We start from the raw sequence: 26,076 nt of genomic DNA, 5'->3' as shown, positions 1-26,076 counted from the left end.
GTTCACATCCCTTGGAATCATAGGAGCTAACTACCTCCGGAGGAGTCAGGAGATACTGTTGAACGTGAGATCTGGCCTGGAGGCATCTTCGCAAAAGAAGCTCTGATAGATGCATCTCCCCGACGTCGGAACAGATATGGTCCTGCCTTCCCATTCCGTGACCAAGAGGGAGTGATATTGAAATACTCAACGACTACGGACCTGTCTCCGGACGAGGTAGTCGACCTTGCCTCTAGGCATTTCGCTGAGCGCTCTTTGGGCCTGGCTGTCACATCGAAGGGCAAGAACACGATCTGCCTGAACATTGCCGACGGGTATGCGACTCTTACTGCTTGCCGATTCGGCAGGAGAACGAAGCTGGAGATAGAGACGGATTGATTCGACATTTCCATGAAGAATTTCCTAAAGTCGCTCTGAGCTCAGGGACCACATTCGGTCGATCGTCGATCTCAGAGCCGAGGGTGACTTAGTGAGTGCCTATTTGCCCGGTTGCGCCCTCTTCTCGAACTCATCCTCCCACCAGACGGCGTAGCGTCTGAGTCCATCACGCCTCTTTTTCAAAGCTTCCTTGGCGAGCACGTGGGCGAGCTCTGCGTACTTATCGTTCCAGGAGTCTCTGATCTCCTCCGGGACGACCAGATAGCACGGGGAGTCGTCGATCAACCCCGGGGGCACCCTGGTCAGTGCCTGGATGTCGATCGCGCGTTCTCCTCCTGGGATTCCGTCGTCGTTGAACTGGACCAGATGCATGAACTCGTGCACCAGAGTCCAGTAGGTGGGGAACTTCCAACCGCCTTTTCTGGATCTGTGGACGTCCACCATGAGCTTGACTTTGCCGGCGTTGGACTGGAACACGAGGCCGTCATAGAACCGCGTTATGCCGACCTTCATGGGCCGCCTGATCTCCGCGAAGTGCGGGTGGACCTTGTCCAGCATTCTTGCAAGCTCCTCCCGGACCTCGGGAGGAAGCCGCATCGCGCGCCTGGTCCAAGTTATGTCCAGCGGCATCGATGCGGCGTATGGCTTCCCGGTTCAATAGTCTATCCGCGTGAAAGGTTCAGCCGGCTTTCAGGATATCTCCCTTGATACCGACCACTGTTGTTCGAACAGGAATGTTCCTCCCCGACCGCCTGACGGCCTCGTCCACGATCTTCTGGAGCCCGTGGCAGCACGGGACCTCCATGTGGACGATGTTGACGGTTTTCGGGGTGGCGTCCCTGAAGATGTCTGTGAGCTTGTCCAGGTAGGCCTTCTGATCGTCGAGCTTCGGGCATCCGATTATGACCGGCCTGCCCTCCAAGAACTTGCCATGAAAGTCTCGGAAAGCGAACGGTACGCAGTCCGCCGCCAAGAGGACATCAGCGCCCTTGAAGAAAGGCATCGACGGGCTCACGAGCCTCCACTGAACCGGCCAGTTGGTCAGCTCGGGGGGCAGCTCCTCGCGCTCTGGACCGTGGTGTTTCCCATGCCCTCCCTTCGCTCCTCCCGCAGTTAGGACCATCGGGTTATGGGATGGGCACCCGCACGGCTCCAGCCCGATCGGCTCCTTCTCGTGTGCCTTTCCGTGGCCGATGTGCTTCTTGACCTCTTCCTCGTCGAACTCAGGGGCATCCCTATCGACGATTTCTAGCGCCCCTTCAGGGCACTCACCTATGCATGCACCGAGGCCGTCGCAGAACACCTCATTCACGACCTTGGCCTTGCCATCAATTATCTGGAGCGCACCCTCCGCGCACTTGGTGACGCATGCGCCACATCCATTGCACTTGTCCTCGTCTATCTCGATGATTTTTCTCTTGACCATTTGATCACTTCACTGTCGTCCCTTCGGCGTGTTTGGGATTGCCCGGTGGACGAAATAACCTGTTGCCTAACAACGTAGGGAGGCTTGCTTGGTCACAAGAGCAGTTGCCATAGCACGAGGTAGGCGACCAATACTCCGAACACCGCAGTGAGCGCTATCATGAAACGGTCAACCTGCACGTCCGATATGGGCTTCTTCCCGACCAGGAGGTCGAACCCGCTCAGCCTCTCGCCCAGGCGTCTGGTCAGCCCCTTGATGAGGTCGCTCATCACCATCCCGCCGTCCATGGGCACGGCCGGTATTGCGTTCGTCAGGGCGAACATGAGGTTCATCCAGAAGATCCAGTAGCATAGGTTCGAGACCGTCCAGAACACGTTGGTTGGCAGGGGTGATAGGACTCCTGATGGTTCGAAGAGGTCAGCCTCGGGCGACATGATCGGGGCGTAACCGAAGAACGGAAGTCCTAGGTACCTAAGGGAGTCCCTCATGGCGGCGTCAATATCCCCGGTTGCGCTGAACGGATGCGCCACCGGCTTCAGGATCGTGTCGGGGTCTTCGACGCTGATGCCTAGGGGAGAGCTCGAAACACCCATGAAGCTGATGTTCCTGTACTCCTCCTTGTTCTGGTTGGGGAAATGCAGGCGGTAGTACAGCCATTTGGTTGTCAGGTTCACGCTCCTTATTGACGGATCCTGGACGAACCAGCTGACGCCTCCGGTGGTATCATGTCCCAGCTTCAGCACGGTTATGTTCACCGGTGCGTCGTGCGTTGAAGCCTCTACCACTGACTCGAACTGCTCAACGCTGTGGATCACGGTGTCGTTCAGGCTCGTCACCATCATCCCTGGCCGTATGCCAGCATTGAGCGCGGGTCCGTCCGTCACCGAACTAATCACGACGCCTCCCGGGAGCGCGATGATCTGCGTTTGCTGCTTGTAGGTCAGGTTGATGCTGACAAGCTCCCCGGGATTGCTGAACCAGGTTGACCTGAACGAGGTGGTGTTCACCTTTTCCCCATTCAATTCGGTGATGTCGCTCCAAACCCTTATGCCGGAGGTCTCTGCAGGGGAGTCGGGCGCGACGCTCGTGACGACCGCCCCATCTGCGATTGGTCTGACCGAAGGCATCAGTAACCCCAGTAGGATTGCCAGGAAGACGATTGCCAGAATGACGTTGGTGGCAGGCCCTGCGGCGTAGACCTTCAGCCTGTTCGTCCGCTTCGTGGCCTTGAGGGCATCCTCGTCTGGCTCGACGAACGCGCCTATCGGGATCACCAGAAGCATGAGTCCGATGGACCTCAACTTGATATTGCCGACGCTTGAGAGAACCCCGTGGCATAGTTCATGGGCGACGACTGCGACCCCTATTCCTATGACGGCATATGTCACGGTCACTGCTGGATTGATGCCGGTCTGGCCGAAGGGGAGGTCGTTCGACAGGTCCATCTGGGACGGCGCGCTGAAGGTCGTGAAGACCTCCCATATCAGAAAGGCGGCAACGACTGTGGTCGTGAGTGCGCATATGACCACCGAGGCAAGGCCATAGTGGCTCCATCCGCGCGCGTGCGATCCGAGCCTCTCGATGAATGCCCGGCCTCTGCTTGTCCTGAGCATCATGATCGGACCATAGAGCTTGATGCCGTGCCGATTCCATAGCTTCACTCGCCAGCCGACGAGGAGTATCACCGCGTACGCGGCCGATGCCAGAATGGCAATGAGGTAGCCGTTCAGTTGTTGCCCCCCTCGATTGTCTGGAATCGACGAGCGGCGATATGAACGCTCTGACAGGTCTAGTCCCTGCGGAACGCTGCTGTCAGCTTGCGAAACGCCCTGCGGAACGCCCTTCGCTGCGTCTCGATTCTAGTCTTGACGCCACTGGGCCAGATCCATATGTATGTCCTCGTCTCAAGGTAGACTAGCACCAACAGAAGAACGACGAGTCCTAGGATGCTATAGGCCGAGTCCGCGTGGAGCCAACGGGCGATTCGGAGTGGTAAAAAGACGTCCAATGCGAGGCAGCCGAGGACATACCAGTATCTCAGGAAATCAGCGAGCAGCCAGTCCTTCCATGGCAGATGCTTGCGGACCAGCTTGACCGCCTGCTCCTCCGGGAGGTCGGAGTCCTCTTCGAGGGCTCGGTAAGCCGCCTCGCGCTTCTTGGAGGCCGAATCGATTGGGCCTTCCGAACTGCCGTCAGCGGACATGGCACGCGACAAAGTGCTCGTTCCCCCTGTCCGTCAGGGGCGGGTCGATCGTGTGGCATACATCTATGACCAGGGGGCATCTTGTGTGGAACCTGCAGCCGGAGGGCGGGTTCGCCGGGCTCGGCACATCTCCTGGGAGGATGATCCTGTCCCTCTTCAGGTCGGGGTCTGGGACAGGTATGACCGACAAGAGCGCCTCGGTGTACGGGTGCGTCGGCTTGTTGAAAAGCTCGTGCTTCTCGGAGTATTCAACGATCTTGCCCAGGTACATCACCGCGACCCGGTCGCACATGTACCTGATCGTGCTCAGGTCGTGGGATATGAAGAGGAAGGTGAGGCCGAAGTCCTTCTGGAGATGGTTCAGCATGTTGAGGATCTGCGCCTGGACTGACACATCCAGTGCGGAAGTGGGCTCGTCGAGGACGACGAAGTCCGGATTGACGGAGAGTGCCCGGGCAATGCCTATCCTCTGCCTCTGCCCCCCGCTGAACTCGTGCGGGAACCTGTACATGTGCTCGACGTTCAGACCCACCCTCTCGAGCAGCTGTATCGTTCGCATCCTAAGTTCCTCCTTCGAGAGCTTCTTGCCGCTCGCGCCCCCTCTTCCCCGATACCTGTTCTGAGCGACCATCGGTTCCAAAACGATGTTCTTGATCAGCATCTTCGGATCCAATGATGAGAACGGATCTTGGAACACGAACTGGATCCTTCCCCTCAGTTTCCGGACCTGGCTCTTGATCTTGAAGTTGATGCAATACCTCCGGGTGAGCTCCTCGATCGCGTCCTCCGCGAGGTCCCTGACTGTTTTTTCCTCGCTTCCCAACCTTGTCCCGGACCGGATGGGCTGGACCGCCTTTGTGATCTTCCCGGCGTCGATGCAGAAGTGCTTCTTCTTGCCCTCGGTTATCTCACAGTTGTGGGACCCGAACATCTTGTTGATCTTGTCCGCGATTGCCAGTGCCACCTCGGGCGTCATCTTGCCGACGTTGGTGCCGTTCACGAGATTCACGAGCTCAGTGAAGGTCCTGACGATGTCCTTCGGGGTCTCGAGGAACACATAGCCAGACGAGGGCGGCGTTAGCATCATGATGGACCTTCCGACAGTGGTCTTGCCGCAGCCGGACTCTCCAACTAGGCCGAGGGTCTCACCCCTCTTGATGAAGAAGGTGACGTCGTCGACGGCCTTCACCACTCCCACTGACCGCTTGAGAAGGCCTCCCCGGATTGGGAAGTACTTCTTCAGGTTGACGACATCGATGAGGTTTCTGTCGAATTCGACCTTATTCTCGAACATACCCCTCCGCCTTCGCCACCATGTGACATGAAACCTTGTGTCCCGGTTCTATCTCGATCAGATCGGGCTTAACCTTTTCGCAGTACTTCCTGGCGTAGTCGCATCTCGGGTGGAACCTGCACCCGCTTGGCGGGTAGATTAGGTTGGGGACCGAACCTCTGATGGTGTACAGCCTCTCCGATTCCATCTGGATCGAGGGGACGGCCTTCATCAGTCCCTGCGTGTACGGGTGGAGGGGCTTCTTGAATATGTCCCTGGACACTCCGATCTCGGCCATCGACCCGGCATACATCACCCCAACGCGGTCGCACATCTCCGCAACCACGCCTAGGTTGTGCGTTATCAGCAGGATCGAGCCGCCGTAGGCTTGCTTGAGGTCTCTCATCAGTTTGAGAATCTGCCCCTGGATCGTGACATCGAGTGCGGTCGTGGGCTCATCGGCTATGAGCAGCTTCGGGTTGCACGCAAGGGCGATGGCTATCATGACCCTCTGCTGCATCCCCCCGCTGAGCTCGAAGGGATACCTGCGAGCGATACCTTTTGGGTCCGGGATTCTCACTACCTCAAGCATCCTGACGGCTTCCTTGAGAGCTTCCTCGTAGAGGTCCTTGCGATATCGATTCAGTAATGGGATTTTCGCTGAGAAGAATTCCTTAGACTCCGGCTTCTTGACGATGAACTGAAGCATCTTCTGGTTCGTCTTCAATGCGGTAAGTCTCAAGAACCAGGATATCGGTCCGTAGAATCTGCTGCCACAGCTGTCGCACCACTCGTCCGATTCTTCCACTTTGGCGTTGCACATAGAGCATCTGCTAATCGTCTTGTATGAGGATTTCGAGGGCTCTACTCTCACTTGGATTCGCGAGGTAAGCATCATTGGCCTCCGCCTCTTCTTCCTCATGAACGCTGCTATGAGGCTCGCGGGGGCTTCCCCGGGAGCCACGGTCTTCCGGATCTGAGCCAGAGTCAAGGGATTCCCCCTCTTCCTGAAGCGCGAGAACCAAGATCTGTAGGCAGCGACCATTCTCTTTCGCTCCAGGTCCGACAATCCCGAGTACCACTGGCGCGCGTCATCCATGCGCTGCTTGGTCGGCTTCTTGAAAGGTTTCAGCTCATCCGCGATCCTCTTGGCGGCCCGCGCGGCCATATCGCCCTTTCTGTGGAGCAGAATAACCTCGGCAATCTGATCGCCAGCAGTGAACACAGGGTTAAGGGCACTGGTGGGCTCCTGGAATATCATCGAGATGAACTTGCCCCTGATCTTCTGCATGTACTGGATGGACTTCGTGAGCATGTCGTAGCTCCGTTTGACGGCGTCCTGCGACGATTTATCATCCTTGGGGATCGAAGGAAGCTTGGTCGCGAGGTATCGATCCACCAATCGTGGAGGTACCCTTTCCGGCGGGACGGTCTTCTCCACCGCGGACTTGGTCACCGGTTTTGGACGCTTCACGAATCCGGTCCATCTGAACCCGTAAGTAGCAACGAGCTTCTTCCTCTCGCTCTCAGGGAGTCTTTCGTACCACCGCTGCGCGTCCGCTTCGAACTGGATTCTCCGGGCGCGCACATCTGGTGGCTCCATGAAGTAGACGTGTCCTCCCTCGACCTTTCCTGGTGGGCTCAGGATGAGCTTCATGATGGCGCTCGCGGTGACGCTCTTGCCGCAGCCGGTCTCTCCCACCAGCCCGAGCGTTTCACCCTTGCGTATTACCAGGTCCACTCCCTCTATTGCCCGGACTATGCCCTGGTAAGTGTAGAAGTTGATAACGAGGTTGCTGATCTCCACAAGAATGTTGTCCTCGTTGTCGGCCACGAGATCACCTCCTCATCTTCGGGTCGAGCACATCGCGCAGCCCGTCCCCCATTAGATTGAACGCAAGCACGAACATCAGTATCGCGAGTCCGGGGAACACGATCATCCACCAGTCGCCGTAAACGAACCTCTGTTGGCCGTCGTTGATCATCATGCCCCACTCGGCGTATCCGTGAGGTGCTCCGAGTCCGAGGTAGCTCAGGCCAGCCATGACCAGCACCACGGTCCCCATGTCCATCGTGGCCGCAACTACCATCGGGGCCCACGAGTTCGGCAACACGTGCCTGAACATGATTTTCAACTCGCCCGAGCCCGAGGCCCTGGCAGCGTCGATGTAGGTGTTCTCCCTAACGGACAGCACCTGTCCCCTGATCAGTCTAGTATACCCTGACCACCAGACCGCCATCAGTGCCAGCTTGGTGGCGTTCAGGTTCCTTCCCAGGACGGCTGCTATTGCCATCACGAGTATGAGCCCGGGTATCGAGAGGAAGATGTCCGTGAACCTCATGACAAGCTCGTCGAGGATACCGCCCTTGTATCCTGATACAAGGCCCAGGACCAATCCTATAGCGGCTCCCACAAGGACGACCTGTATTGCGAAGGCCATCGATGTCCTCGCGCCCCAGACAATGCCGTAGAGTACCGACCTGCCATCTACCATGCTCCCGAGTGGATAGCCTGGGGTCCCTGGTGGCAACGGGTCGCGCTTCGTCAGGTCGATTGGTATCTCGAACGGGTCTCCTTGTCCTTGCGGTGGCATGAACAGGAACGGTGCAGCTGCCAGCATCACCAGAATGACCAGGAGCACCATGCCAACTATCGAGGTGAGGCTCTTGGACATCAGGTGCAGGTCGAACTTCCACTCCCTTATGTGCGGCTTGAGCGCCATCTTGAGGTCGTCTACGACCCCTCCCTTCTTGGACTTGGCTTTGGCCGCCTTGGCTGGTGCTGTCGCCCCTTTTTTCGTGGTCCCGCTCGTTTGTTTCGAAGTCATTGACCATACCTTTTGAGTTCTTCAGCCAAGCCTTACGCGTGGATCGAGGTAAGCGTAGATGATGTCCACTACGAGGTTCGACAGGACGTAGATCAACGCCGTGAGTAAGGTGAATCCCATGATGCCTGCGGTGTCGAGGTTCAGAGCAGCCTGAGCGGACCACTGTCCAAGTCCAGGCCAGTTGAAGACCGTCTCAGTGAGGACGGCCCCGCCTAAGAGCCCACCGAAGCTGAGGCCGACAACTGTGACCGTCGGTATGAGCGCGTTCCTGCGCGCGTGCCTATTGATGACGACTTTCTCAGGTAGCCCTTTGGCCCTGGCAGTCCTGACATACTCCGCCCCGAGCACCTCGAGCATGCTTGAGCGCATCATGCGCACGATGAGTGCTGTAGACGCAAAGGCGAGCGTGATGGACGGCAATGCCAGGTGTTCGACAACATCGACGAACAGACTAAGCTTGCCGCTGAGGATGGAATCGATTAGAAAGAACCCTGTCACCACGTGAAGCTCCTGTGTCGTGCCTAGGCGACCGGTAGGACCGGGCAGCCACCCCAATCCTCTGTAGAATATCATCAGGAGGATCAACCCTAGCCAGAAGACCGGGATCGAAACGGCCACAAGGGAAGTCACCCTGGTCGTTTGATCGAATGCCGAATTCGCCTTCACCGCGGATCTCGTGCCCAACCCTATGCCCGCAACCACAGCGAAGAACACAGAGATCAGCGCTAACTCGAAAGTGGCAGGGAACTTCAAAGCAATCGCTTGCGTCACGGGTAAACCAGCCATGCGGCTGTAGCCCATGTCGCCATGCAGGACCCCATTCAACCAATACCAGTATTGTATGTACTCCGGCTCGTTAAGGTGATACTTCTGTTCGATCAGACGTATCTGTGCCTCGGTAGCCTTTTCGGGGTTCTGCAGGTAGGCTGTGACCGGGTCGCCCGCCGCACGCATGATCACGAATGTGAGTATGGACACACCTAGGAGAACCGGTATGAGCAATAGGAGCCGCCTGAAGATGTATGTCCACAGTTGCAGGAACCATCACCCTGAGACAGTTCCACCATACCCGATTGACTCTATTTCTAGGTTTTCCCTTGAATCATAACAGCGTACTCCGTCACAGGGTGCGTCAGTCGACTCTACCAATGGCTAAAAAGCGTCCGCTCCCGTGTGAAATATGAGAAATGTAAGAGGTTTCGCGAAAGGGTTTGCGGCGTTCTACAGATTCACTAACCCTTGCTGAACGACGGGTAGTAGAATCCTGAATACATCGGGTTGTAGTAGTAACCCTTGATCCAGGATCTCTCCACGTGGAAGTTGTTCGACTGGTAGAGCCATATGTATGGCGTGTCGTTGTGCGTCAACCACGTGATCTCGGAGTACATCTGCGCCCTCAAGGTCAAGTTCAGCTCGCTGCTCGCACTCTTCACCAGCGCATCGATCGTCGCGTTGGAATATTGGGTCCTGTACGCGAACGTCCCGCCGGTCAGGAGGAACGGGTTGCAGTAGTTGTCGGGGTCCGCGTAGTCTGGTGCCCACCCGAGGTAGAACAGCGGGAACGGGCTCGGGGCCTTCCTAAGGTTCGCCAGGTATGTAGGCCAGTCCAGCGCGTTTATTGTCGCGTGGAACTGCGATCCCATGGACTCCAATGCCGACTTCATGTACGTGCAGGCCGCCTCTCTGTAGGCGTTGCCCGAGTTGAACATGAAGGCGATCGTGAAGCCGTCGATCCACCAGCTGCGTCCAGTCGCCGGGTTGATGGCAGCCGTCAGCTCCGTTTGTGCAGCCGTGAGGTTGTAGTCGTACACCGGTACCGAGGGGTCGTAGCCGAACATGCCCTTCGGGATCGGCCCGTTGGGTTGGATCGCGTTGCCCTTCAGGACGTTCGTGATGAACTGCGTGTAGTTCAGCAGGTGCACGAAGGCGCTCCTTACATGGATGTCCGTGAAGAAGTCAGCAGGCACGGTGCTACCGTACAATGCCGCCGCGGTCGTGTTGATGTTCATGTTGAAACCCGCGAAGGTTATGTCGAACGTCGGCAGCCCCTTCTTGACCGTGAACTTCGAAGTGTCGCTGAACAGCGACTCGAAGTCCATCGGTATGACTGCGCAGTCCGCATCTCCGGCCTGAAGCATCAGTATCCTGGTGTTCTGGTCGTTGGCCTTGACGATGTACACGTCCTGCAGCTTGACTGACTGGTTAGCGCTGTTCCACCAGCTGTCCCACCTAACCAGGTGGATCTTGACGCCCTTCTCCCACTTCTCCATGTAGTACGGGCCTGTTCCACACACTTTGACATCCATCACATCGTTGTGGTTCCCATTGGAAACTCCGCCGTTTGCCTCAACGAAGACCTTACTGACAACGTCCATCACAGTGTATGCGCAGATGTACAAGAACGCTGGATAGGCGTGTGTCAGGCGGAAGCTCACGTGTGTCGGGTCGATCGCCTTGACCGCCGCCTCGCTAGCGTTCTGGTTGTCAAGTTCCGTGATGATGTAGTACGGGTCAGTGCCTCCGACGGTCGCAAGCAACCATGCGGGAATCGTGTGGGTCGTCACGCTGTCTGTCCAGTTGACCCGCGTGTCACCGATGTATGCCGACATGCCGTCCGTCAGCACTTGCTCGACCATCCAAGCAGGTCCGTCGGGGTCGTGTATCCTCACTACCCTCTGGACGGAGTACACGACATCGTCTGCGGTCATGGTCTGGTTGTTGTGGAACTTCACGCCGGTCCTGAGGGTGAAGTTGTAGTACAATCCGTCAGCTGTGATACCGTCACCCACTGTCGGGACCTTGGTCGCCAGTTGCGGCACCAGAGTCGAAGCGCTCGTACCGCTGTACCACACAAGTGACTCGTAGCAGTTCTGCAGGACCTCGCCGCCGGCCGTCTCGTAGTCTACTGCCGGGTCGAGGTAGTCAGGCTCACCAATCGTGACCATGATGAACGCATTCGGGTTCTTGATCACGCCGGTGAACGTCGCCTTCGGGGTCAGCACGTGGATCGTCCTCATGACGGTCGTTGAGTTCTCATTCCAGGCGGTTGCGACGAACTTCGCAGCAAAGTGTCCGCTCTGGGTATACTTGTGCGATCCGGTCATGTACTCCGCTGGAGCAACTGACACGGCTGCGGTTCCGACACCATAGTCTAGGGTCGTTCCCGTCAGGCGGTCATAGCCTTCTTCCCACAGGTCATCGGCTACGGTATAGTTCACGCCGGCCGAGCTGGTCATGTTGAAATTGACCGTTGTGTTCTGGTCGATGACATCTACATTAGATGTCAAGAACGCGAATGGTGCAGTCGTGTTGGTGGGGTCAGGTGGTATGATGTAGAGCAGGACGTCGACACCGACCATCGCTGCCTCGTTGCTTCCATTGAGCCCTTTGTCGTCAGTCGCAATGTGGTATACCCAGTAGTGTCCACCATAAGCGTATGTGTGGCTCACGTTCTTCGCCGCTGCGGCGTCACCGCTGACATTCGTGCCGTCACCGAAGTACCACCAGTACTTGGCAATCGTGCCGTCAGGGTCAGTCGCTAGGGACTCGAACTTGACCGTACCACCTATTGGTATCGTGGTGCTGGTCAAGGCTCTCGCTCCGGCAGTCGGAGCCAAGTTTGTCTCCTCCTTCTTCCCTCCGATGAGACCAAGGCCAAAAGCTGCAGCGATTGCGGCGATAACGACTATCACCACGATGATCACTGCGAGGAGCTTCGTCTTCTTGGGCCCCTCCTCCTTGATCTCGGTAGGAAGTGTCTCCGGAGCTGGCTCACTAGGCATCTCGCCTTCTTTACTAGCTTCCATTAGGCATGTCCTCCTTGTATTAATGTCTCATGTCTCGGTCCGTTAGAAAATCCCCTCAACAGACCCAATTCGACTAGAGACAGTCTTCAATAGTATATATGGTTTCCGCAAATCGGAAAACCGAGAGATGTCTGGCTCAAGCGTTAGCACGGTCGTTTCCGCAGCGAAAACTTGGGCATCCATCCACGAATCTGGCCTTTGATGACTGTGCGTCTCGATGGACGCGCTCCGTTGGAATCCTTTTCATCGGAGAAGAATCGTCAGACTGCGCCATGATTCGACGGACTATCAGTGATTGCCGCTACTTCTTCTTCGCGTCCGTGATCGCCTGTTGGATCGAGATCGGGTCCGCGCAGTTCCACTCGCCGCAGAATGGGCACCTAGACTGGTTCTCATCGAGGTCAAGATCATCTATCTTGCCGGCGTAGTTGACCGTCGCTGGGTATTCTTTCTTGCACTTTTTGCACTTGTACTCGAGCTCCACTTTAGGCATGGTCCCGTGGACTGGCGAACCGATTGATAAACCTTGTTGACCAATCCCTGTAATCCAATCGGCAGGCTTTTGATGTTCTAGCTTCTTCCAGATGCCCTCGGTCAAAGTCAGGGGGATAATCATTGCCGAAAAAGGACGGTTCCAGTGAATTCAGGTTGGTCTCTGCTTCAGGGAGCCACTACCAGATAGGCGTCTCGATTGGAAAGCAGTGCAGGGACCAGGCAGCAAGAATGGCGAAGCGGTTCAGAGAGAGCGCGGTATCCACTCCTGGCTTCGACATGAAGAAGGCCATTGCGTACTCAAAGCGAAGCCTTCCCATGAGCAGGAAGTGGTATCCTGGCTTCATCGAGGAGCTGGAGGGATACGCGGAGGGATCGGGCCTAAGGTTCGATTTGGTCTACGCCATGACGTGCGACTTCCCCGGAGGCAGGGGAAAGGCATGCACCGACCTTGCCGCGAACGCCAGCTGGACCAAGGACGATTGCGTCTATGTCGCGCACAATGAGGACGTGTCCCCACACCAGATCGATGAAATATGCGTCGCCAAGATCAAACCCACCGACGAGCCGGGATACATAGGCATGAACTACGGCGGCATCTGGCCTACCGAGGGCCTCAACGCAGCTGGGGTCAGCGTGACCGGGAACGCCCTGGTCCCGAACGATACGCGCGTGGGCATACCCAAGGCTCTGCCGGTGCGCAAGATCCTGAAAGAGAATGGCATCTACCAAGCGCTCACGGCATCGATGCCTGAGGAGAGGGGCCACAGCTACAACAACATCGTCTCCGACTCGAACGGCGAGATATACAGCATGGAGGGGTCGGCGACCACCTTCGATGCCCTGTACGCGGAAGACGGCTGGCTCGTTCACACCAACCACTACCTCTCCCCGAAGATGTGGAAGTTCGAGGAGAACATGCACACGAGGTTCTCGTCCATAGTGCGATACAACAGGGCCAAGAAGCTATTCAAGAAGGAGCTGGGGAAGCTCGACCTGGAGGTCTTCAAGAGGGTGCTCTCGGACCATGTGGGGTACCCCGAATCGATCTGCAGGCACCCCGATCCGGCGCTCGACCCTGAGGACCAGACGATGTCGATCTTCTCAATCGTATTCAACCTGACCGAGAAGGTCGTTTGGGTGTGCAAAGGCAATCCGTGCCAGGGCTCTTACAGGAAGTACGAGTTCTGATCAGGGCCGCCTGTGCCTCAGGACCTCTCCGGCGAGGACCTTCTTCTGCTTCCCGTTGTCGACCGCGACCGTCCCGTTCACGATGACGAATGGCACGCCGTCAGGGTATCTGTGCGGGTAGTTCTTGAACGGGTATTCGTGCGGCCACATGTTCGTGGCCCTGTCTTTGATGTTCTCGAGGTCGATGAGGGTTATGTCCGCCTTCAACCCTGGCCTGAGCAGTCCTCTGTCGTACAGGCCCATCTTCTGAGCAGGGAAGCTGGTCATCTTCCTGACGGCCTCCTGGATGGTCAATAGCGGCTCGTCTCTGACATATCTCTCGAATATGCCGGGGTACTCACCGAACGCGCACGGTATGTAGGGTGCGGGGTCAGAGAGCGGTCCAGTTTCAGACCAAGTGGCACAGTCCGAGGAAACCATGACCAGCGGGTGCACCAAGAGCTTCTTGATGTCGTCCTCGCTGATGTAGTCGAATATCGCGATTATATCGTCGTTCTCCTCCACCATGAGGTCGAAGTAGGTCTCGAAGACGTCCTTGCCACGCTCCCTCGCGACCTGGGCGATCGTCTTGCCCTCGAGGCTCTTCTGCTTGGGGCAGTGCATCAGGAATATCCTTTCGAAATGGCCGTGCTTGAGCAGTCCGGACGGGCCGAACGCAGGCAGCTTGTCCTCAATGATCTCCCGCTTGATCCTGGCTCTGTTGGACTTGGACTTGACGTGTTCGAGGAGATCCTCCCTATTCAGCTCCGCCATGTACTGCGGCAGGGCGTGGCTGAGGTTGGGTGCGAGGTCTGTGTGCACATCGTTGTCAACCGTGACATCGAGTCCACGCTCTCTGGCCTTCTCGGCTAAGCCGAGGGTCTCCTTGGTCCTGCCCCACGCCCCTATCTTCGGGCAGTTGTGAGAGATTTGTACCCTGACGCCGCTCTTCTCGCCTATGAGTATGGCCTCCTTGATCGCCTCCGCGATAGTCTCCCTCTCGCCGCGTATGTGAGACGTGTACATGCCGCCGTACTTCGCGACCACCTTGCACAGCTCGATGATCTCATCGGTCTTTGCGAAGCTCCCCGGGGGATACACCAGGCCGGTGGAGAGGCCGAAGGCTCCGCTCTTCATGGCCTCCGCGGTCAGGTCCTTCATCAACTTGAGCTCCTTGGGCGAGGGCGCTCGCCTCTCGGCGCCAAGTGCGGCGGTCCTGATCGCGCCGTGGCCGACCAGGGCTGCGATGTTGTGTCCCACGCCCTTCCTCTCGAGGACCCTCAGGTACTCCCCGAAGCTCCGCCAGTTCCATCCTTCGAACTTACCTGCCCATTCGCCCCAGTAGTTCTTCATGACCTCCACATAGGGCTCTCTCAGCGGCGCGACGGAAGATCCACAATTGCCTATCAGGTGGGTCGTCACCCCCTGCCTCAGGGTGCTGTCGCAGCCCGGGAAGACGATGGCCGTAACATCTGAGTGAGTGTGGATGTCTATGAATCCGGGACAGACATAGAGCCCCTTCGCGTTGATGGTCCGCTCGCATTCGGTCCTCTCGATCTTTCCTACCTTGACGATCCTCTTGCCGGAAACGCCTATGTCGCCGTAGAACCAAGGATTCCCCGCGCCGTCCACGATGCGTCCGCCTGTGATGCCCAACTCGAATCTCATGTGACCGCCGGCCGGCGTATTATCTTAGGACTATTTACCGGTTGACCGACTGCGGTCAGGCGCGGCCGAATAGGTAAAAGAGCGTTCCGGACCAGATCTTGGGGAAGAAATACGTGGACTTGTGAGGCATCTTCTGCCCAGTCTCCGCCACCTGCATGACCTGACCGACCGTCGGAGGCTTGACGAAGAAACACGCCTGGTACTCTCCCGTTTCCATCGCGGCCCTCGTCGGATCAGTGCCCTTCACATAATCGATGCTCACCTTTGTATCCAGCATTTCAGCAGTGTAGCCAAGTAGCTTCTTCAGCACCTTCTCCTGGACGATGTACACCGGCAGGTCCTCCATAGGGTTGTCAGAAGCCCTCTTCTTCTTCGGCGTCGCATACAAGAAAGTCCCAGAGGAAGGTATCCACACGCCGAAGGCCTTCACTGGAGACCCCTCGACCGCCGCCGCGAGCTCGTCGGGCCCGGACAGCGCTTTGAGCTCGAACTCTTCTTCCAGAGCCTTCGGGAGGTGCGACAGGAGCGACTCATCCACATGTTGGACCAGCCTGTGGGTCGGGTATACGACAAGGCCAGGGTTCCTGAAGCTCACTAGTGTGGCCATGATGAAGTCATAAGGCATGGTTCCCTCATCGGAGCCGTCCTCGGCTCGTTTGCTATTGCGGTACTCCAGCGATGTCTCATACCTGTGATGTCCGTCCGCAATCAGCAGCTTGGCAGGCGCCAATAACATGGTTATCCTGCCGGTCATCTCCGGGTCCGAGATTCTGACGATCCTGTGATGCACGCCGTCATTGTCCAGGAACCGGAGCTCCTCTTCCTTCTTCCTCGCCCGCAGAAGGATGCCTTCCATCTCTTCCGAGGGGTCGTCATAGAGCATGAATATCTGTTCGGTGTCTCCTGCAACGGCCGACATGAGCTGCATTCGGTCGGCCTTGTGTTTCGGGATGGTCTTCTCGTGCGGCAAGACCACTCCTTTTGAGAAATCCTCCAGCTTCACGAGCCCTATGATGCCGGACCTGACCCTCGGCCCCCCGTCAGGGCTGCTGAAAGTCTGCTCGTATAGGTAGTAACACTCCTCGCGATCGTGCACCAGGACGCCGTCGTTGATCCATCTCTGGAGGCGTCGCGAGGCGACCGTGTAGGAATCGCCCTCGTCCCCCAAGGTGACATGTGCGATGTTTAGCCTGTCATCCTTCAGCTTCTTCTCCATGACACGGTCTATGATGTCGTATGGAGGAGCAACGAACCTCGTGACATCCTTGCCGTACCTATCGGTGTCATATCTGAAGGCCTTGAACGGGACGACTGTAGCCAACTGACTCTACTTCCCAGAACGGCATGATGCCACGGGCATCTAAAAAAGCTTGGCATCTTTCTAGCCCAGACGCCCTATGGGGATTCAGTCTAGGAACGGCACATAGCCGTACCAGGAACCGTCGTCCTCGAGGAACCGCAGGTTCTCCACGAGCATCTCTTTGTGGCCTCTCTCCATCTTCGCCAGCCTGTCGAAGATCGTTTTGAGGTCGGGCCCTGCGACATTGGCGTTCTTGGTGTAGAAGTCGATCGAGCGCTCCTCGGTCCTGATGCCCAGCTTCAGAGCTGAGATTGCATCCCTTGTCGCGATTGAACCCTTTCGGGATGCCTCGGGGAATATCTCCTTGAGCCCCTTCTCCACATCTGCCTTGGAGGGCGCTTCTGCCTTTCCTCCGAGCGCTTTGAGCTCTTTCTCCAGTATGTTGGCGTGCTCCCTTTCGTCATCTGCCAAGCCCTTCATGAGCGGCTTTGCCTTTTCGTCCGCAACCATATCCTTGAAGCGCATGTAGTACTCGACGCCGAACTTCTCGAACTCGATGGCCGTCGCGAGGATATCCTTCACATTCGCCATGTCTAATCACCGACTGCTTGTGCCAATCGAACGCCTGCTATGTATTAATTGTTGCGCAGAAAATCCTCTTGAACTCGGGCGCCTCCGATGTACGATTTCTGGGGCAGTTTTGTTATCCTTCCTTACTAGTCAATACTTAAGACCGGACGGGCGAGCCTAAATAGGCGGCAAATCCATCTCATCAGTGGCCAGATATGAGAATCGAGCGGTGAATCGTCGCATGGCGGACGGATCGTATGCTGAACTAGTGATTCTTCCAGAACTCCCTCCAGAGAAGCTGGGCAAGCACCCTCGCAAGATCGCGGAGGAAGAGGTGAACTCCAGGCTGGGCGAGCTCGTCAGGACGATAGCTGATGGAACGCCAGTTGGCAAGGTGATCGAGGAAGTCGTGATGAGCATTGCTGAATTCTTCCGGCTGACGGACATCGTCGTGGAGGTCCAGGACAAGGAGCTCAGGGAAACGATGCGTTTCGTCACATATGGCTACAGCCGTGAAAGGGCAGATGCGATAATCCAGCGCATCACTTCCGATTACCACCCGAAGGACCTCATCCACAAGCTGATGGATGAGAAGTTCAGGGTCTCGAGGAACGGTTACTACATCAACGCGGAGGACTGGCAGAAGCTCGCTGAAGCAGATCCTCTCTGCGATCACCCGGCCTACTACAGGCACCCCGAGGGCGTAAGTCTGCCGCGCAAGAGCCCGGACCAGTGGCATGCGGCGGACTACTATTGGTTCGCGGTGAGGGATGGCTCGGGTGATCTGATGGCTTCGGTGGACATAGGCTACGCGCTCGACGAGAAGCTCCTTGACAAGCAGACTGTGTCCGCGATCGAGATGTTCACTGAGATCATAGGGCTCGCCCTTCTGAGGGACAGGAAGAACGCAAGACCGATGCCAGAGGTCCAGGCGACGACCCAGAAGACCGATCTGCTCGAGGACGTTCTCAAGATCGCGTCCTCGATCGTATCTGAGAGGGACCTCAAGAAGCTGTCACAGATGATTCTTGCGTCGGTCTCTTCCCTATTTGGTTTTGGCAGGGTTACTCTCGTCGTATACGACGAAGTTGAAGGGTCCTTCAAATGGATGGCCGTGTTCGGATACGGCACGGAGGCAGACCAGTCAATCAAATCCAGGTCGATCCCGACCGAAGTCATACTCGAAGACCTCAGAGAGAGCAAACGGATCGGCAGGTCCGTTTACCTCACGTTCGCTGAGGATGTCAGTCCGAGATACTATGCCTATCACATCTCCCCCTCTGAGATCGATTCCTACAAGTCCAAGGTCCCGAGGACGAAGGGAGAGATGAGGCCGAACGATTTCCTGGCATTCGCCCTGCACGACTCCGCTGGCAGGATCGTGGGTGTCATCTACCCATCTGAACCTAAGGACGGCAAGGTCCCGGACAAGGATGCGATCGAGACAGTCGAGATATTCACCTCACTGGCTGAGGTGGCCCTCGAGAACGCCCGACTGGCCCAGGAGAAGGAGCAAGCGCTCAGAGTCAGCAGCCAGAGGACCGAGCAGCTATCCAGGATCCTCGACCTGTCCACTGGCATCATGTATGTCCGCGACCTAGACCAGATGCTCGACAGCCTGCTCAAGACTCTTGCGCGCCTGCTCGGGATAAAGCGCATGGTGATGGGCATCAAGCACGCGGACGAGGGGGCCTACAGAGTGGAGGCGGTGTACGGCTACACCCCGAAGGCCACAGCGGCGATCAAGCAGATGACGTACCCGGTCGACTATGTCGACTCGATCATCGACACAGGTCCAATGCCTCCACGCGGGTCGGCCGTCAACTGGAGGAACAAGATCGGCCGCGTCTCTTACTATATGCCGGCCGAGGGTCAGAGGAGCATCTCGCCCGAGGAGCTGCCCTACTACCCCGACCCTGAGCAGATACGTCTTCCTAGAGGTGGCAAGGGCAAGTGGCACGAGTTGGATTGGATAGACACGCTCATCTTGGACAAGAACGGCTTGCCCATCGCGTACATCGAGATACTGAAGCCACGGGACGATCGCATACCAGACCCAGATACAATCGAGGTCATAGAGATATTCGCGAGCTTGGCCGGCATCGCCATCGAGAACGCGCGCATGTTTCAGGAGCACATTGACAGCCGCAGGGACGCGGAGCTGTACTCCGATGTTCTCTCACACGACATCAAGAACTTCAACCAGGCGATCTTAGGCTACCTCGACCTGCTCCGGATGAAAGTGGACAAACCTGAGAAAATCGCCATGATTGACAGGATCGCGGAGCAGGTCATGAACACCAGCTGGCTCGCGAGCAATGTGAGGACGATGTCCAGGGTGACCTTCGGGGATGTTGAGCTCACCAAAACCGACCTGGGCGCGGTCCTTCATGAGTGCGCTAGGAGCGTGTCCCAGTACTATCCCGCACGTCAGATCACCTGCAAGACAGACTTCACTAGGAACCAGTACTTCACCGAGGCTGATGAACTCGTCAGGGAGATGTTCATCAACATACTCACGAACGCCGTGAAGTACGATTCGCACGAGCCGCTCCTGATCGAGATAGCCATCGAGAGCATGTTCGAGAGAGATAAAAGGTACTGGGTGGTGTCCGTCGCGGATCATGGAAGGGGCATCACTGACGATGTCAAGGACGTCATATTCGACAGGTTCTCCAAAGCCCCCGAGAAGAAAGGCTCGGGCATGGGCCTACACATCGTGAAGACCCTTGCCAAGAGGTACAATGGGAACGTCTGGGTGGAGGACCGTGTCCAAGGGGACTTCGCCCAGGGCGTTGTATTCAAGGTGAAGCTCCCAGCTGTCGTGTGATCATAGCGTCTAGAGGAAGGCAGTCCCGTCCATCATGTGGACGATCGTCCCGCCAACGCGCACAGATTCGATATCGCCTGTGCTCGATGTTCTGACCTCGATTGAGATCTTGCTCGCCCTTTCAATCTCATACCCCTGCTCGTTGATCATCTTTGTCACTCTCTTCACTGGGACGAGTCTGTGGTGCACGAGATAGGCTCCCAGACAACCGCTGGCGCTTCCGGTCGCCGGGTCCTCGACGACGTTCTTTGAGACAAGGGAGAAGCCTCTCGAGTGCGTGGTAGATGAGCGTTCGACCGGGTCCAAACATGTCACGTAAAGGTCCACAACGCCTTTCGGGAGAGGCCTGATTGCCTCCGTGAAAGCTGGAATGTTCCCTGAAGCGTTCTCCACTGCCCTTCTTGATTTCACAGGCACAATCACCCACGGCAGGCCGGTGGACACGAGCTGTATCGGCATCCTCTTGGTGTCGAAGTCCGACTTGTTGAGCGAAAGCGCTTCCGCGAATATGTCCGAGTCCTCGAAAGTGCGCATGAACTCCGGCCTGTTCTGGACCGTCACGACCTCCGTGACCCTTCCATTTGACGAATGAATCTCGACTGGCATCACGCCCGCCTTGACCTCCATCTCCACAGTGGTCACCGGTTCCTTCAGCTTGATCCGGCCTTCTCGCGCGAGCACATAGAAAGTCCCCAGAGTCGGATGGCCTGCGTACCTGACCTCCATGTCGGGGACGAATATCCGGACTCTGAAGTCGGCCCCGGAGCCCTTGGTCGGCGGTAGGACGAAAGTTGTCTCCGAGAGGTTCATCTCCTTTGCCAGGAGCTGCATCTCCCGCGACGTGAGGTTCTCCGCTTCCGGGAACACCGCAAGTGGGTTCCCCCCGAACGGCTTCTTTGCGAACACGTCGACGCGCACGTACCTGGCCTTCTTCATGGGTTCGGGTGAGGAATCTACTCTCTGCACTTAACTATGTTGCAGAGGAACTCGAAGGCTGCCTGCTTTCCCAAATCGAACGCTTTCAAGTTGACATCGACTGCCTTCTTCGGGACGTTCTCCGCGATCGACTGCTTCAGCGCATCAATCGGGACCGGGAACGCCTCCAACGCGCTCATTGCCCCGAGCATCACCATGTTCTCGGTCAGAGGGTTGCCAGCCTTCTTCGCTATTCCGAGCGCATCCAGCACGGCGATCTTGTCCGTGACCTGAGCCAGGCGCGAGCGCACATCCTCGGCTGACATGTACTTCGCCACCTTGTCCTTCATGTGCGCCTCCGTCTCGATGATGGGGTGTTGCACGCGCGAATTCATCAGCACGACGCCTCCGGGTCTCAGGTACTCTACGCACCTGAGGGCCTCAAGCGAATCCAGCGCCAGGAGTGCGTCCGCGCCTCCGATGGGGATAAGCGGCGAGCGTATCTCCTCGCCTATCCTCATATGTACGTTGATGGACCCGCTCCTCTGCGACAACCCGTGCTGTTCACCTGTCAAAGCGCGGATCCCTGCTGCTGCGCACGCAGATCCAATCACATTCGACAAGAGGACGAGGCCTTGTCCTCCGACACCTGACAGGTACACGCTGAACTCCTTGTGTTCCATGCTCAGTCACCCTCCCTCAACTTGATCGATCCGAACGGACAGAGCTTCGCGCACACACCGCACCGGTCGCACAACTCCTTCGTTATGAACGCCTTTCTATCTTCGTCGTCGATTGAGATCGCAGGACAATAGAACTCCCTGATGCATGTGTAAGGTTTCTTGCATACGTTCTTGTCCACCTTGCTCGTCTGGATGACCTCGCCCCGCCCTCTCTTGTTCCTATCGGCGTAGAGGGCGCACGCTCTCCTCGAGATGATCACGTTAGGCCCCTTCCGGGAGAGCGCCTGTTTCATTGGTTCGACAGCGGCCTTGACCTGGTATGGGTCCACTATCGTGATGTCCGAGATGCCCATGGCCTTGATGACATCCTCTAGGATCAGGGGTTTCGCGGGCTGGCCTCCAGCGTTGTAGTCCCTACCAGGGTCCGGCTGTTGCCCAGTCATTGCAGTGACCTCATTGTCGAGGATCACGAGCGTGAAATCGTCACCGTGATGGATTGCATTGACCAGCCCTGGGAGGCCCGCATGCCAGAAGGTGGAGTCACCTATCATCGCGACCACCTTCTCCTGGGCCGCGTACTGCATTCCCGCCGCAACTCCAAGGCATGCGCCCATGCTGAGCAGGGAATCGCCGTAGTTGATCGGGTCGAGGAAGCTCATCGAGTAGCAGCCGATGTCGGTCGATAGGATGTGTTTCATTCCCTTCGCCGCCTGCTTGAGTGCATGTAGCGTCGCTCGGTGTGGGCATCCAGGACAGAACGTTGGCCACCTATCAGGTAGGCCTGCCTTCATCTCCTTCGCCTTGGCCATGATGGCGGAGTAGTCGACTGGGGGATTCCTGCCCACAACCTTGGCAAGGGCGTCGACGACTATGTTCGGGTTGTACTCCAGTGATTCGCTGAAATGGCCCGTCCATTTGCCGTAGATTTTGATCGATGGGTTGGCGTCCTTCGCAATCGCGGTCACGTGCAACTCGAGGTACGGCTGGAGCTCCTCGACCACCACCACCGTCTTCAGTTTCTTCAAGAAGTCGCCTATCAGCTTCTTGGGGAGCGGGTATGTAGTGCCCAGTTTCAGGATTGACGGGTTGATCCCGAGGGTCCTAACAGCGTCCACGGCGTAGTTGTAACCCGCGCCGACAGTCACGATTCCCAGGTCAGAGCCAGTGTCCTTCACCATATTCAGGTCAGATGCTTCGAACTCTTGCTCTATCAACCTTGTCCGATCCAGGAGCTTGTGCTTGAACTGTCTCGCCGCTTCGGCGACGGTCACGTACCGTCCGGGTGGATGAGTCCACGGTATCTTGGCGAAAGGCTTCCGGTCAAGCTTCTCGAGCTCGACAATGCCGCTTTGATGGTTGACTCTTGTAGTCGTACGGATCAGGACGGGCACGCTGTACTTCTCAGACAGCTCGAAGGCAGACTTCACCATTCTCTTTGCCTCTGCCGGGTCGGAGGGTTCCAGCATCGGTACATACGCGTTTGGCCCGAAAGGCCGTCCGTCCTGTTCTGTCTGGGAGGAGTGCGCGTGCGGGTCGTCTGCGACGACAACCACCATGCCGCCCTTGACCCCTGTGTATGAGAGCGAGAAGAATGAGTCCGACGCGACGTTCATGCCCACGCTCTTCATCGCGGTCATCGATCTGAGTCCGACCATGGAGGCCCCAGCACAGGTCTCGAGCGCAACCTTCTCGTTCACTGATATCTCCATTCTGAAGTCGAACTTCGGCGATATCTCCGAGAAGGTGTCGAGAATCTCAGTCGTGGGCGACCCCGGATATTCCGAAACCACCTTGACATCAGCTTCGAGGGCGCCTCTGACGATCGCCTCGTTGCAGATCATGAACGCCTTCCCCGGCCCGTCCATAGCGACTTCCATAGAACTCATACGGTCTTCCTCCGATCCCCTTTCAGGACACGGTAACGTCCCTGGGGCTGATTGCATTTGCGATTGCATTCCGGGGGATTGTCCTTCCCCCGAACAGATGAGGTTTTCGAAAGAATCTAGCGATCTCACTTCGGCTTGACTCTGACGTCCATGACCTCTTGGATCTTTCTTCTGACAGCGAAGGGGTTGGGGACCGCTTCCCACACCATGCCTGCCTTCTTGGCGCCCGACAATCCCTGGGTCGAGAAGACTATGGTGCCGTACCCGAGCGCCCTCTTCCCTATGGACTGTGCGAGGTCTACGTTGGTGATCATGGTGACAGGGATGTCCTCGTAAGTCCTGTTCAGGATCCCATGCTGAGTAATGATGCGCTCATCCGTTGCAGCATAGACGGTGCTCCCCCATTTCAGGTACCTGTACGAGAAAAAGATGAACATTACGAAGAACAGCCCCCCGAAGGCCCATTGAACAAGGTCGCCGTCGCTCCCGTCCAGATAGTCGCTCAAGTAGGGAATCGACGGGGCGTTGGGGATCCACTTCCAAAGGAAGATGATCAGGGAGACCATCGCGATCAGCAGCGCCATCGAGGCCGCTTTCATGTAGAGCCAAGCGCTCGGGCGCATTTCGAACATGACTCTCTCATCACTTGACAACATCTTCTTCGGAATCAGCTTCGCTTTCCTCGCCATGGCAAGCCCAGGACGCTGTTATGCAGTTCACGGATATTTAGATTTGACTGGCCATGACTGGCCTGAGCTTCTGCTTGAGCTCGTCCGCGTTCGTGATTTCTTTCGAGCAACCCACGCTCGTGCATACTACCGCAAACGGATCATCATGGCGCGCCGCGAAGTCCATTTTATCTCTGGCCACAACAGCAATTGCGGCTGGGTTCAGAGCCTCCTTTGCGGCGATCCAAAGAGGAAGTGAGAGTGGATCCATCTTGGCAGCGCCGTGGATCTCGACAACCATCGGTCCTTGGGCCAGGGTCCACCAAGCTGAGACATAGGGAGCCGCGAAGACTCCGTGTGCCTCGACGTCCTTTCTCGAGAATGATTGCAGAGTATCCCATGCCTTCTTCGTGAGATCGAGGTTGCGACTCACGCCCCCTAGAAGCGCGATCGCCTCGGCCCATTCGGCGTTAGCCATGAGCGACCTCCTGGGCGAACCGAGTTCGCCCACGGCTTCGTCTGACTTCAGGACGTCCACGTAGCCTCCCTCAGGACTTGAGAAGTCTCTCTCCACACTCTTGACAAGGGAATCAGCCGTTGCCAGTAAATGGGGGTCGTTTGTGATTTCCAGGATCGCGATTAGCGACTTGAGGAAGGACACCTGGTCCTCGAAAAGGTAGACCTCATTGCCTTCCAAGTGTCTGACCAGTCCCGCATCAGGGTTCCACAGATGCTCCTTGGAGTACTCCCATGCGGATCTGCCAGCTGAGACCCAATTCTCTTCTCCCAAGAGCGCCCCGGCCTCGATCATCGTTTTCACTCCCTCCGCATTCCACCCCGCGTAGATACGCCTGTCAATAGCCGGCGCCTTTCTCATGGATCGTTCCTTGATAGACAGCTTGTAGTACTCCTCATCGGCGTCTTGACTCCCAAAGAAGCCGCCTGGATCCGTGTCCCATAGCACCTTGACTATGAAGCTAGCCGTTCCCCGCGCAAGGTCGGCGTAGCGCTCCCTCTTGAGTATTTTGAACGCGTGTACTGCGTTCTTGAGGAAGCCGATGTTCGTCTCGAGCATCTTCTCGTAGTGCGGCTCTCGCCAGTCTCGCGTGACCGAGTATCTGAACACTCCCCCCTCTTCCCTGTCGTACAACCCCCCGGCCATCCGGTCCAGCGTGTTCTCGACTGCTCCAACGAGTTCCTGGTCCCAGTCCTTGGAGTATCTTCTGAGCATTAGGTCGATTGCATTCGGCTGCGGGAACTTCTGTTGAAGTCCGAACCCGCCGAACTCAACATCGTACGCGGAGAATATGTCCTCGAAGATCGCGTCGACGAACTCGGAATCAGGTATTGCTCGTTTCTCCCACACCTTCGAGATGTCCAGATAGGTCATTCGTCCTCTCTCCAGCGCCTTGTCGACCTCCCCGGAAGCCTTTGCGTCCAGGATCGCCTGAAGTACTTTGATCATGTCCTGAGGCGGCACATATGTCGCTCCCCAGACGAACTCACCCTTGTTGGATAGGAACGTGGTGGTTGGAAACCCGCCTCGATTGTATCTCTCAGATATGTCCGGTCTGCGGTCTATGTCGACCCGCACAGGAACGAAACGCTCGTTGACGGTTTTGATGACGCGAGTGTCGGAGTAGGTCGTCTCGTCCATGACGTGGCACCAATGGCACCAGACAGCGCTGAGGTCGAGCATGATTAGCTTGTCCGTCCTCGAGGCCTCGTCGAACGCCTCCTTAGACCATTCCCTCCATCGGATCGTATCGGTTTCAGGCGAGGTCTTCCCCTCCTTGCTGTGAGGCGAGAGTCCGTTCCTTCACCAATATAGCTGCTCCCGAACTGAGATGGCTTAGGGGAACGCTTGCTGGAACCCTCTACAAACCATCCTCTTGGAGACTTGCTTATGAGCGTGTCAGGAACGACAGGGCTAAATATTGAACAAAGCTGTACTATTGCGGACCTGGGCACCCTTGCCCC

Annotated in this window: 21 protein-coding genes and 2 pseudogenes; 3 read left to right on the top strand and 20 right to left on the bottom strand. The window is 57.0% G+C overall.

The annotated features are described in order from the left end of the window. Positions 1 to 177 precede the first annotated feature (177 nt). The gene (locus KJ653_06140) at positions 178 to 378 is read left to right on the top strand and encodes a hypothetical protein (protein MBU0685408.1); all 201 of its coding nucleotides are present in this window, start codon (positions 178 to 180) and stop codon (positions 376 to 378) included. A gap of 99 nt (positions 379 to 477) precedes the next feature. Here the strand turns inward: KJ653_06140 and KJ653_06135 are convergent, their stop codons facing one another. The 12 genes and pseudogenes from KJ653_06135 to KJ653_06080 form a co-directional block, all read right to left on the bottom strand. After that, positions 478 to 1,008 carry a hypothetical protein gene (locus KJ653_06135; protein MBU0685407.1) on the bottom strand — a complete coding sequence of 177 codons (531 nt, stop codon included), beginning with the start codon at positions 1,006 to 1,008 and terminating at the stop codon, positions 478 to 480. 49 nt (positions 1,009 to 1,057) lie between these two features. Then, positions 1,058 to 1,804 (bottom strand): 4Fe-4S binding protein, encoded by a 747-nt coding sequence (locus tag KJ653_06130; protein ID MBU0685406.1) that lies wholly within the window; start codon positions 1,802 to 1,804, stop codon positions 1,058 to 1,060. Between the two features lie 92 nt (positions 1,805 to 1,896). Continuing rightward, positions 1,897 to 3,489 (bottom strand): site-2 protease family protein, encoded by a 1,593-nt coding sequence (locus KJ653_06125; GenBank protein ID MBU0685405.1) that lies wholly within the window; start codon positions 3,487 to 3,489, stop codon positions 1,897 to 1,899. A gap of 104 nt (positions 3,490 to 3,593) precedes the next feature. Next, the gene (locus KJ653_06120; GenBank protein MBU0685404.1) at positions 3,594 to 4,019 is read right to left on the bottom strand and encodes a hypothetical protein; all 426 of its coding nucleotides are present in this window, start codon (positions 4,017 to 4,019) and stop codon (positions 3,594 to 3,596) included. After that, positions 3,997 to 5,301 carry an ATP-binding cassette domain-containing protein gene (locus KJ653_06115; protein MBU0685403.1) on the bottom strand — a complete coding sequence of 435 codons (1,305 nt, stop codon included), beginning with the start codon at positions 5,299 to 5,301 and terminating at the stop codon, positions 3,997 to 3,999. The genes KJ653_06120 and KJ653_06115 overlap by 23 nt, the downstream gene beginning before the upstream one ends. Further along, positions 5,288 to 6,202, bottom strand: a complete 915-nt coding sequence (locus KJ653_06110) for an ABC transporter ATP-binding protein (GenBank protein MBU0685402.1) — start codon at positions 6,200 to 6,202, stop codon at positions 5,288 to 5,290. The genes KJ653_06115 and KJ653_06110 overlap by 14 nt, the downstream gene beginning before the upstream one ends. 234 nt (positions 6,203 to 6,436) lie before the next feature. Continuing rightward, positions 6,437 to 6,883: pseudogene (locus KJ653_06105) on the bottom strand (hypothetical protein). Next, a pseudogene (locus KJ653_06100) lies at positions 6,884 to 7,093 on the bottom strand (ATP-binding cassette domain-containing protein). It abuts the pseudogene before it with no gap. A gap of 25 nt (positions 7,094 to 7,118) precedes the next feature. Then, positions 7,119 to 8,108, bottom strand: coding sequence for an ABC transporter permease (locus KJ653_06095; GenBank protein ID MBU0685401.1), 990 nt, complete (start codon positions 8,106 to 8,108; stop codon positions 7,119 to 7,121). A 21-nt stretch (positions 8,109 to 8,129) separates the two neighbouring features. Further along, positions 8,130 to 9,146 (bottom strand): ABC transporter permease, encoded by a 1,017-nt coding sequence (locus KJ653_06090; GenBank protein MBU0685400.1) that lies wholly within the window; start codon positions 9,144 to 9,146, stop codon positions 8,130 to 8,132. A 194-nt stretch (positions 9,147 to 9,340) separates the two neighbouring features. After that, positions 9,341 to 11,914: a PKD domain-containing protein gene (locus tag KJ653_06085; GenBank protein ID MBU0685399.1), complete on the bottom strand. Its 2,574-nt coding sequence runs from the start codon at positions 11,912 to 11,914 to the stop codon at positions 9,341 to 9,343. A gap of 301 nt (positions 11,915 to 12,215) precedes the next feature. Continuing rightward, positions 12,216 to 12,407 (bottom strand): hypothetical protein, encoded by a 192-nt coding sequence (locus tag KJ653_06080; GenBank protein MBU0685398.1) that lies wholly within the window; start codon positions 12,405 to 12,407, stop codon positions 12,216 to 12,218. Between the two features lie 122 nt (positions 12,408 to 12,529). Here KJ653_06080 and KJ653_06075 point away from each other — a divergent pair, with 122 nt between their 5' ends. Continuing rightward, positions 12,530 to 13,597 carry a C45 family peptidase gene (locus KJ653_06075; protein MBU0685397.1) on the top strand — a complete coding sequence of 356 codons (1,068 nt, stop codon included), beginning with the start codon at positions 12,530 to 12,532 and terminating at the stop codon, positions 13,595 to 13,597. Here the strand turns inward: KJ653_06075 and KJ653_06070 are convergent, their stop codons facing one another. The 3 genes from KJ653_06070 to KJ653_06060 all read right to left on the bottom strand — a co-directional run bounded on the left by KJ653_06070 (position 13,598) and on the right by KJ653_06060 (position 17,135). Then, positions 13,598 to 15,244, bottom strand: a complete 1,647-nt coding sequence (locus KJ653_06070; protein ID MBU0685396.1) for a D-aminoacylase — start codon at positions 15,242 to 15,244, stop codon at positions 13,598 to 13,600. A gap of 55 nt (positions 15,245 to 15,299) precedes the next feature. Continuing rightward, positions 15,300 to 16,565, bottom strand: coding sequence for a DUF1015 domain-containing protein (locus tag KJ653_06065; GenBank protein MBU0685395.1), 1,266 nt, complete (start codon positions 16,563 to 16,565; stop codon positions 15,300 to 15,302). An 84-nt stretch (positions 16,566 to 16,649) separates the two neighbouring features. Then, positions 16,650 to 17,135 carry a ferritin family protein gene (locus tag KJ653_06060; protein MBU0685394.1) on the bottom strand — a complete coding sequence of 162 codons (486 nt, stop codon included), beginning with the start codon at positions 17,133 to 17,135 and terminating at the stop codon, positions 16,650 to 16,652. A 220-nt stretch (positions 17,136 to 17,355) separates the two neighbouring features. Here KJ653_06060 and KJ653_06055 point away from each other — a divergent pair, with 220 nt between their 5' ends. Continuing rightward, entirely contained in the window at positions 17,356 to 19,944 is a 2,589-nt protein-coding gene (locus KJ653_06055) for a hypothetical protein (GenBank protein MBU0685393.1), read from the top strand. A 9-nt stretch (positions 19,945 to 19,953) separates the two neighbouring features. Here KJ653_06055 and KJ653_06050 read toward each other — a convergent pair whose 3' ends face one another. The 5 genes from KJ653_06050 to KJ653_06030 form a co-directional block, all read right to left on the bottom strand. Beyond that, complete coding sequence (locus tag KJ653_06050) at positions 19,954 to 20,880, bottom strand: PhzF family phenazine biosynthesis protein (GenBank protein ID MBU0685392.1); 927 nt, start codon at positions 20,878 to 20,880, stop codon at positions 19,954 to 19,956. A gap of 17 nt (positions 20,881 to 20,897) precedes the next feature. Continuing rightward, positions 20,898 to 21,542, bottom strand: a complete 645-nt coding sequence (locus KJ653_06045; GenBank protein ID MBU0685391.1) for an indolepyruvate oxidoreductase subunit beta — start codon at positions 21,540 to 21,542, stop codon at positions 20,898 to 20,900. 2 nt (positions 21,543 to 21,544) lie between these two features. Further along, positions 21,545 to 23,428: an indolepyruvate ferredoxin oxidoreductase subunit alpha gene (gene iorA / locus KJ653_06040; GenBank protein ID MBU0685390.1), complete on the bottom strand. Its 1,884-nt coding sequence runs from the start codon at positions 23,426 to 23,428 to the stop codon at positions 21,545 to 21,547. 125 nt (positions 23,429 to 23,553) lie between these two features. Continuing rightward, complete coding sequence (locus KJ653_06035) at positions 23,554 to 24,117, bottom strand: PH domain-containing protein (GenBank protein ID MBU0685389.1); 564 nt, start codon at positions 24,115 to 24,117, stop codon at positions 23,554 to 23,556. A 37-nt stretch (positions 24,118 to 24,154) separates the two neighbouring features. Then, positions 24,155 to 25,858 (bottom strand): DUF255 domain-containing protein, encoded by a 1,704-nt coding sequence (locus KJ653_06030; GenBank protein MBU0685388.1) that lies wholly within the window; start codon positions 25,856 to 25,858, stop codon positions 24,155 to 24,157. Positions 25,859 to 26,076 lie beyond the last annotated feature (218 nt).

Source organism: Candidatus Thermoplasmatota archaeon (genome assembly GCA_018814355.1).
GTDB lineage: Archaea > Thermoplasmatota > Thermoplasmata > UBA10834 > UBA10834 > COMBO-56-21.
This window is presented reverse-complemented; position numbering and strand designations above follow the sequence as displayed.

Coding starts and splice junctions, on each gene's coding strand:
- KJ653_06135 (MBU0685407.1), bottom strand. CDS start 1,008: ATGCCGCTGGACATAACTTGGACCAGGCGCGCGATGCGGCTTCCTCCC.
- KJ653_06130 (MBU0685406.1), bottom strand. CDS start 1,804: ATGGTCAAGAGAAAAATCATCGAGATAGACGAGGACAAGTGCAATGGA.
- KJ653_06115 (MBU0685403.1), bottom strand. CDS start 5,301: ATGTTCGAGAATAAGGTCGAATTCGACAGAAACCTCATCGATGTCGTC.
- KJ653_06110 (MBU0685402.1), bottom strand. CDS start 6,202: ATGAGGAAGAAGAGGCGGAGGCCAATGATGCTTACCTCGCGAATCCAA.
- KJ653_06095 (MBU0685401.1), bottom strand. CDS start 8,108: ATGACTTCGAAACAAACGAGCGGGACCACGAAAAAAGGGGCGACAGCA.
- KJ653_06085 (MBU0685399.1), bottom strand. CDS start 11,914: ATGGAAGCTAGTAAAGAAGGCGAGATGCCTAGTGAGCCAGCTCCGGAG.
- KJ653_06080 (MBU0685398.1), bottom strand. CDS start 12,407: ATGCCTAAAGTGGAGCTCGAGTACAAGTGCAAAAAGTGCAAGAAAGAA.
- KJ653_06070 (MBU0685396.1), bottom strand. CDS start 15,244: ATGAGATTCGAGTTGGGCATCACAGGCGGACGCATCGTGGACGGCGCG.
- KJ653_06060 (MBU0685394.1), bottom strand. CDS start 17,135: ATGGCGAATGTGAAGGATATCCTCGCGACGGCCATCGAGTTCGAGAAG.
- KJ653_06055 (MBU0685393.1), top strand. CDS start 17,356: ATGGCGGACGGATCGTATGCTGAACTAGTGATTCTTCCAGAACTCCCT.
- KJ653_06050 (MBU0685392.1), bottom strand. CDS start 20,880: ATGAAGAAGGCCAGGTACGTGCGCGTCGACGTGTTCGCAAAGAAGCCG.
- KJ653_06045 (MBU0685391.1), bottom strand. CDS start 21,542: ATGGAACACAAGGAGTTCAGCGTGTACCTGTCAGGTGTCGGAGGACAA.
- iorA (MBU0685390.1), bottom strand. CDS start 23,428: ATGAGTTCTATGGAAGTCGCTATGGACGGGCCGGGGAAGGCGTTCATG.
- KJ653_06035 (MBU0685389.1), bottom strand. CDS start 24,117: ATGGCGAGGAAAGCGAAGCTGATTCCGAAGAAGATGTTGTCAAGTGAT.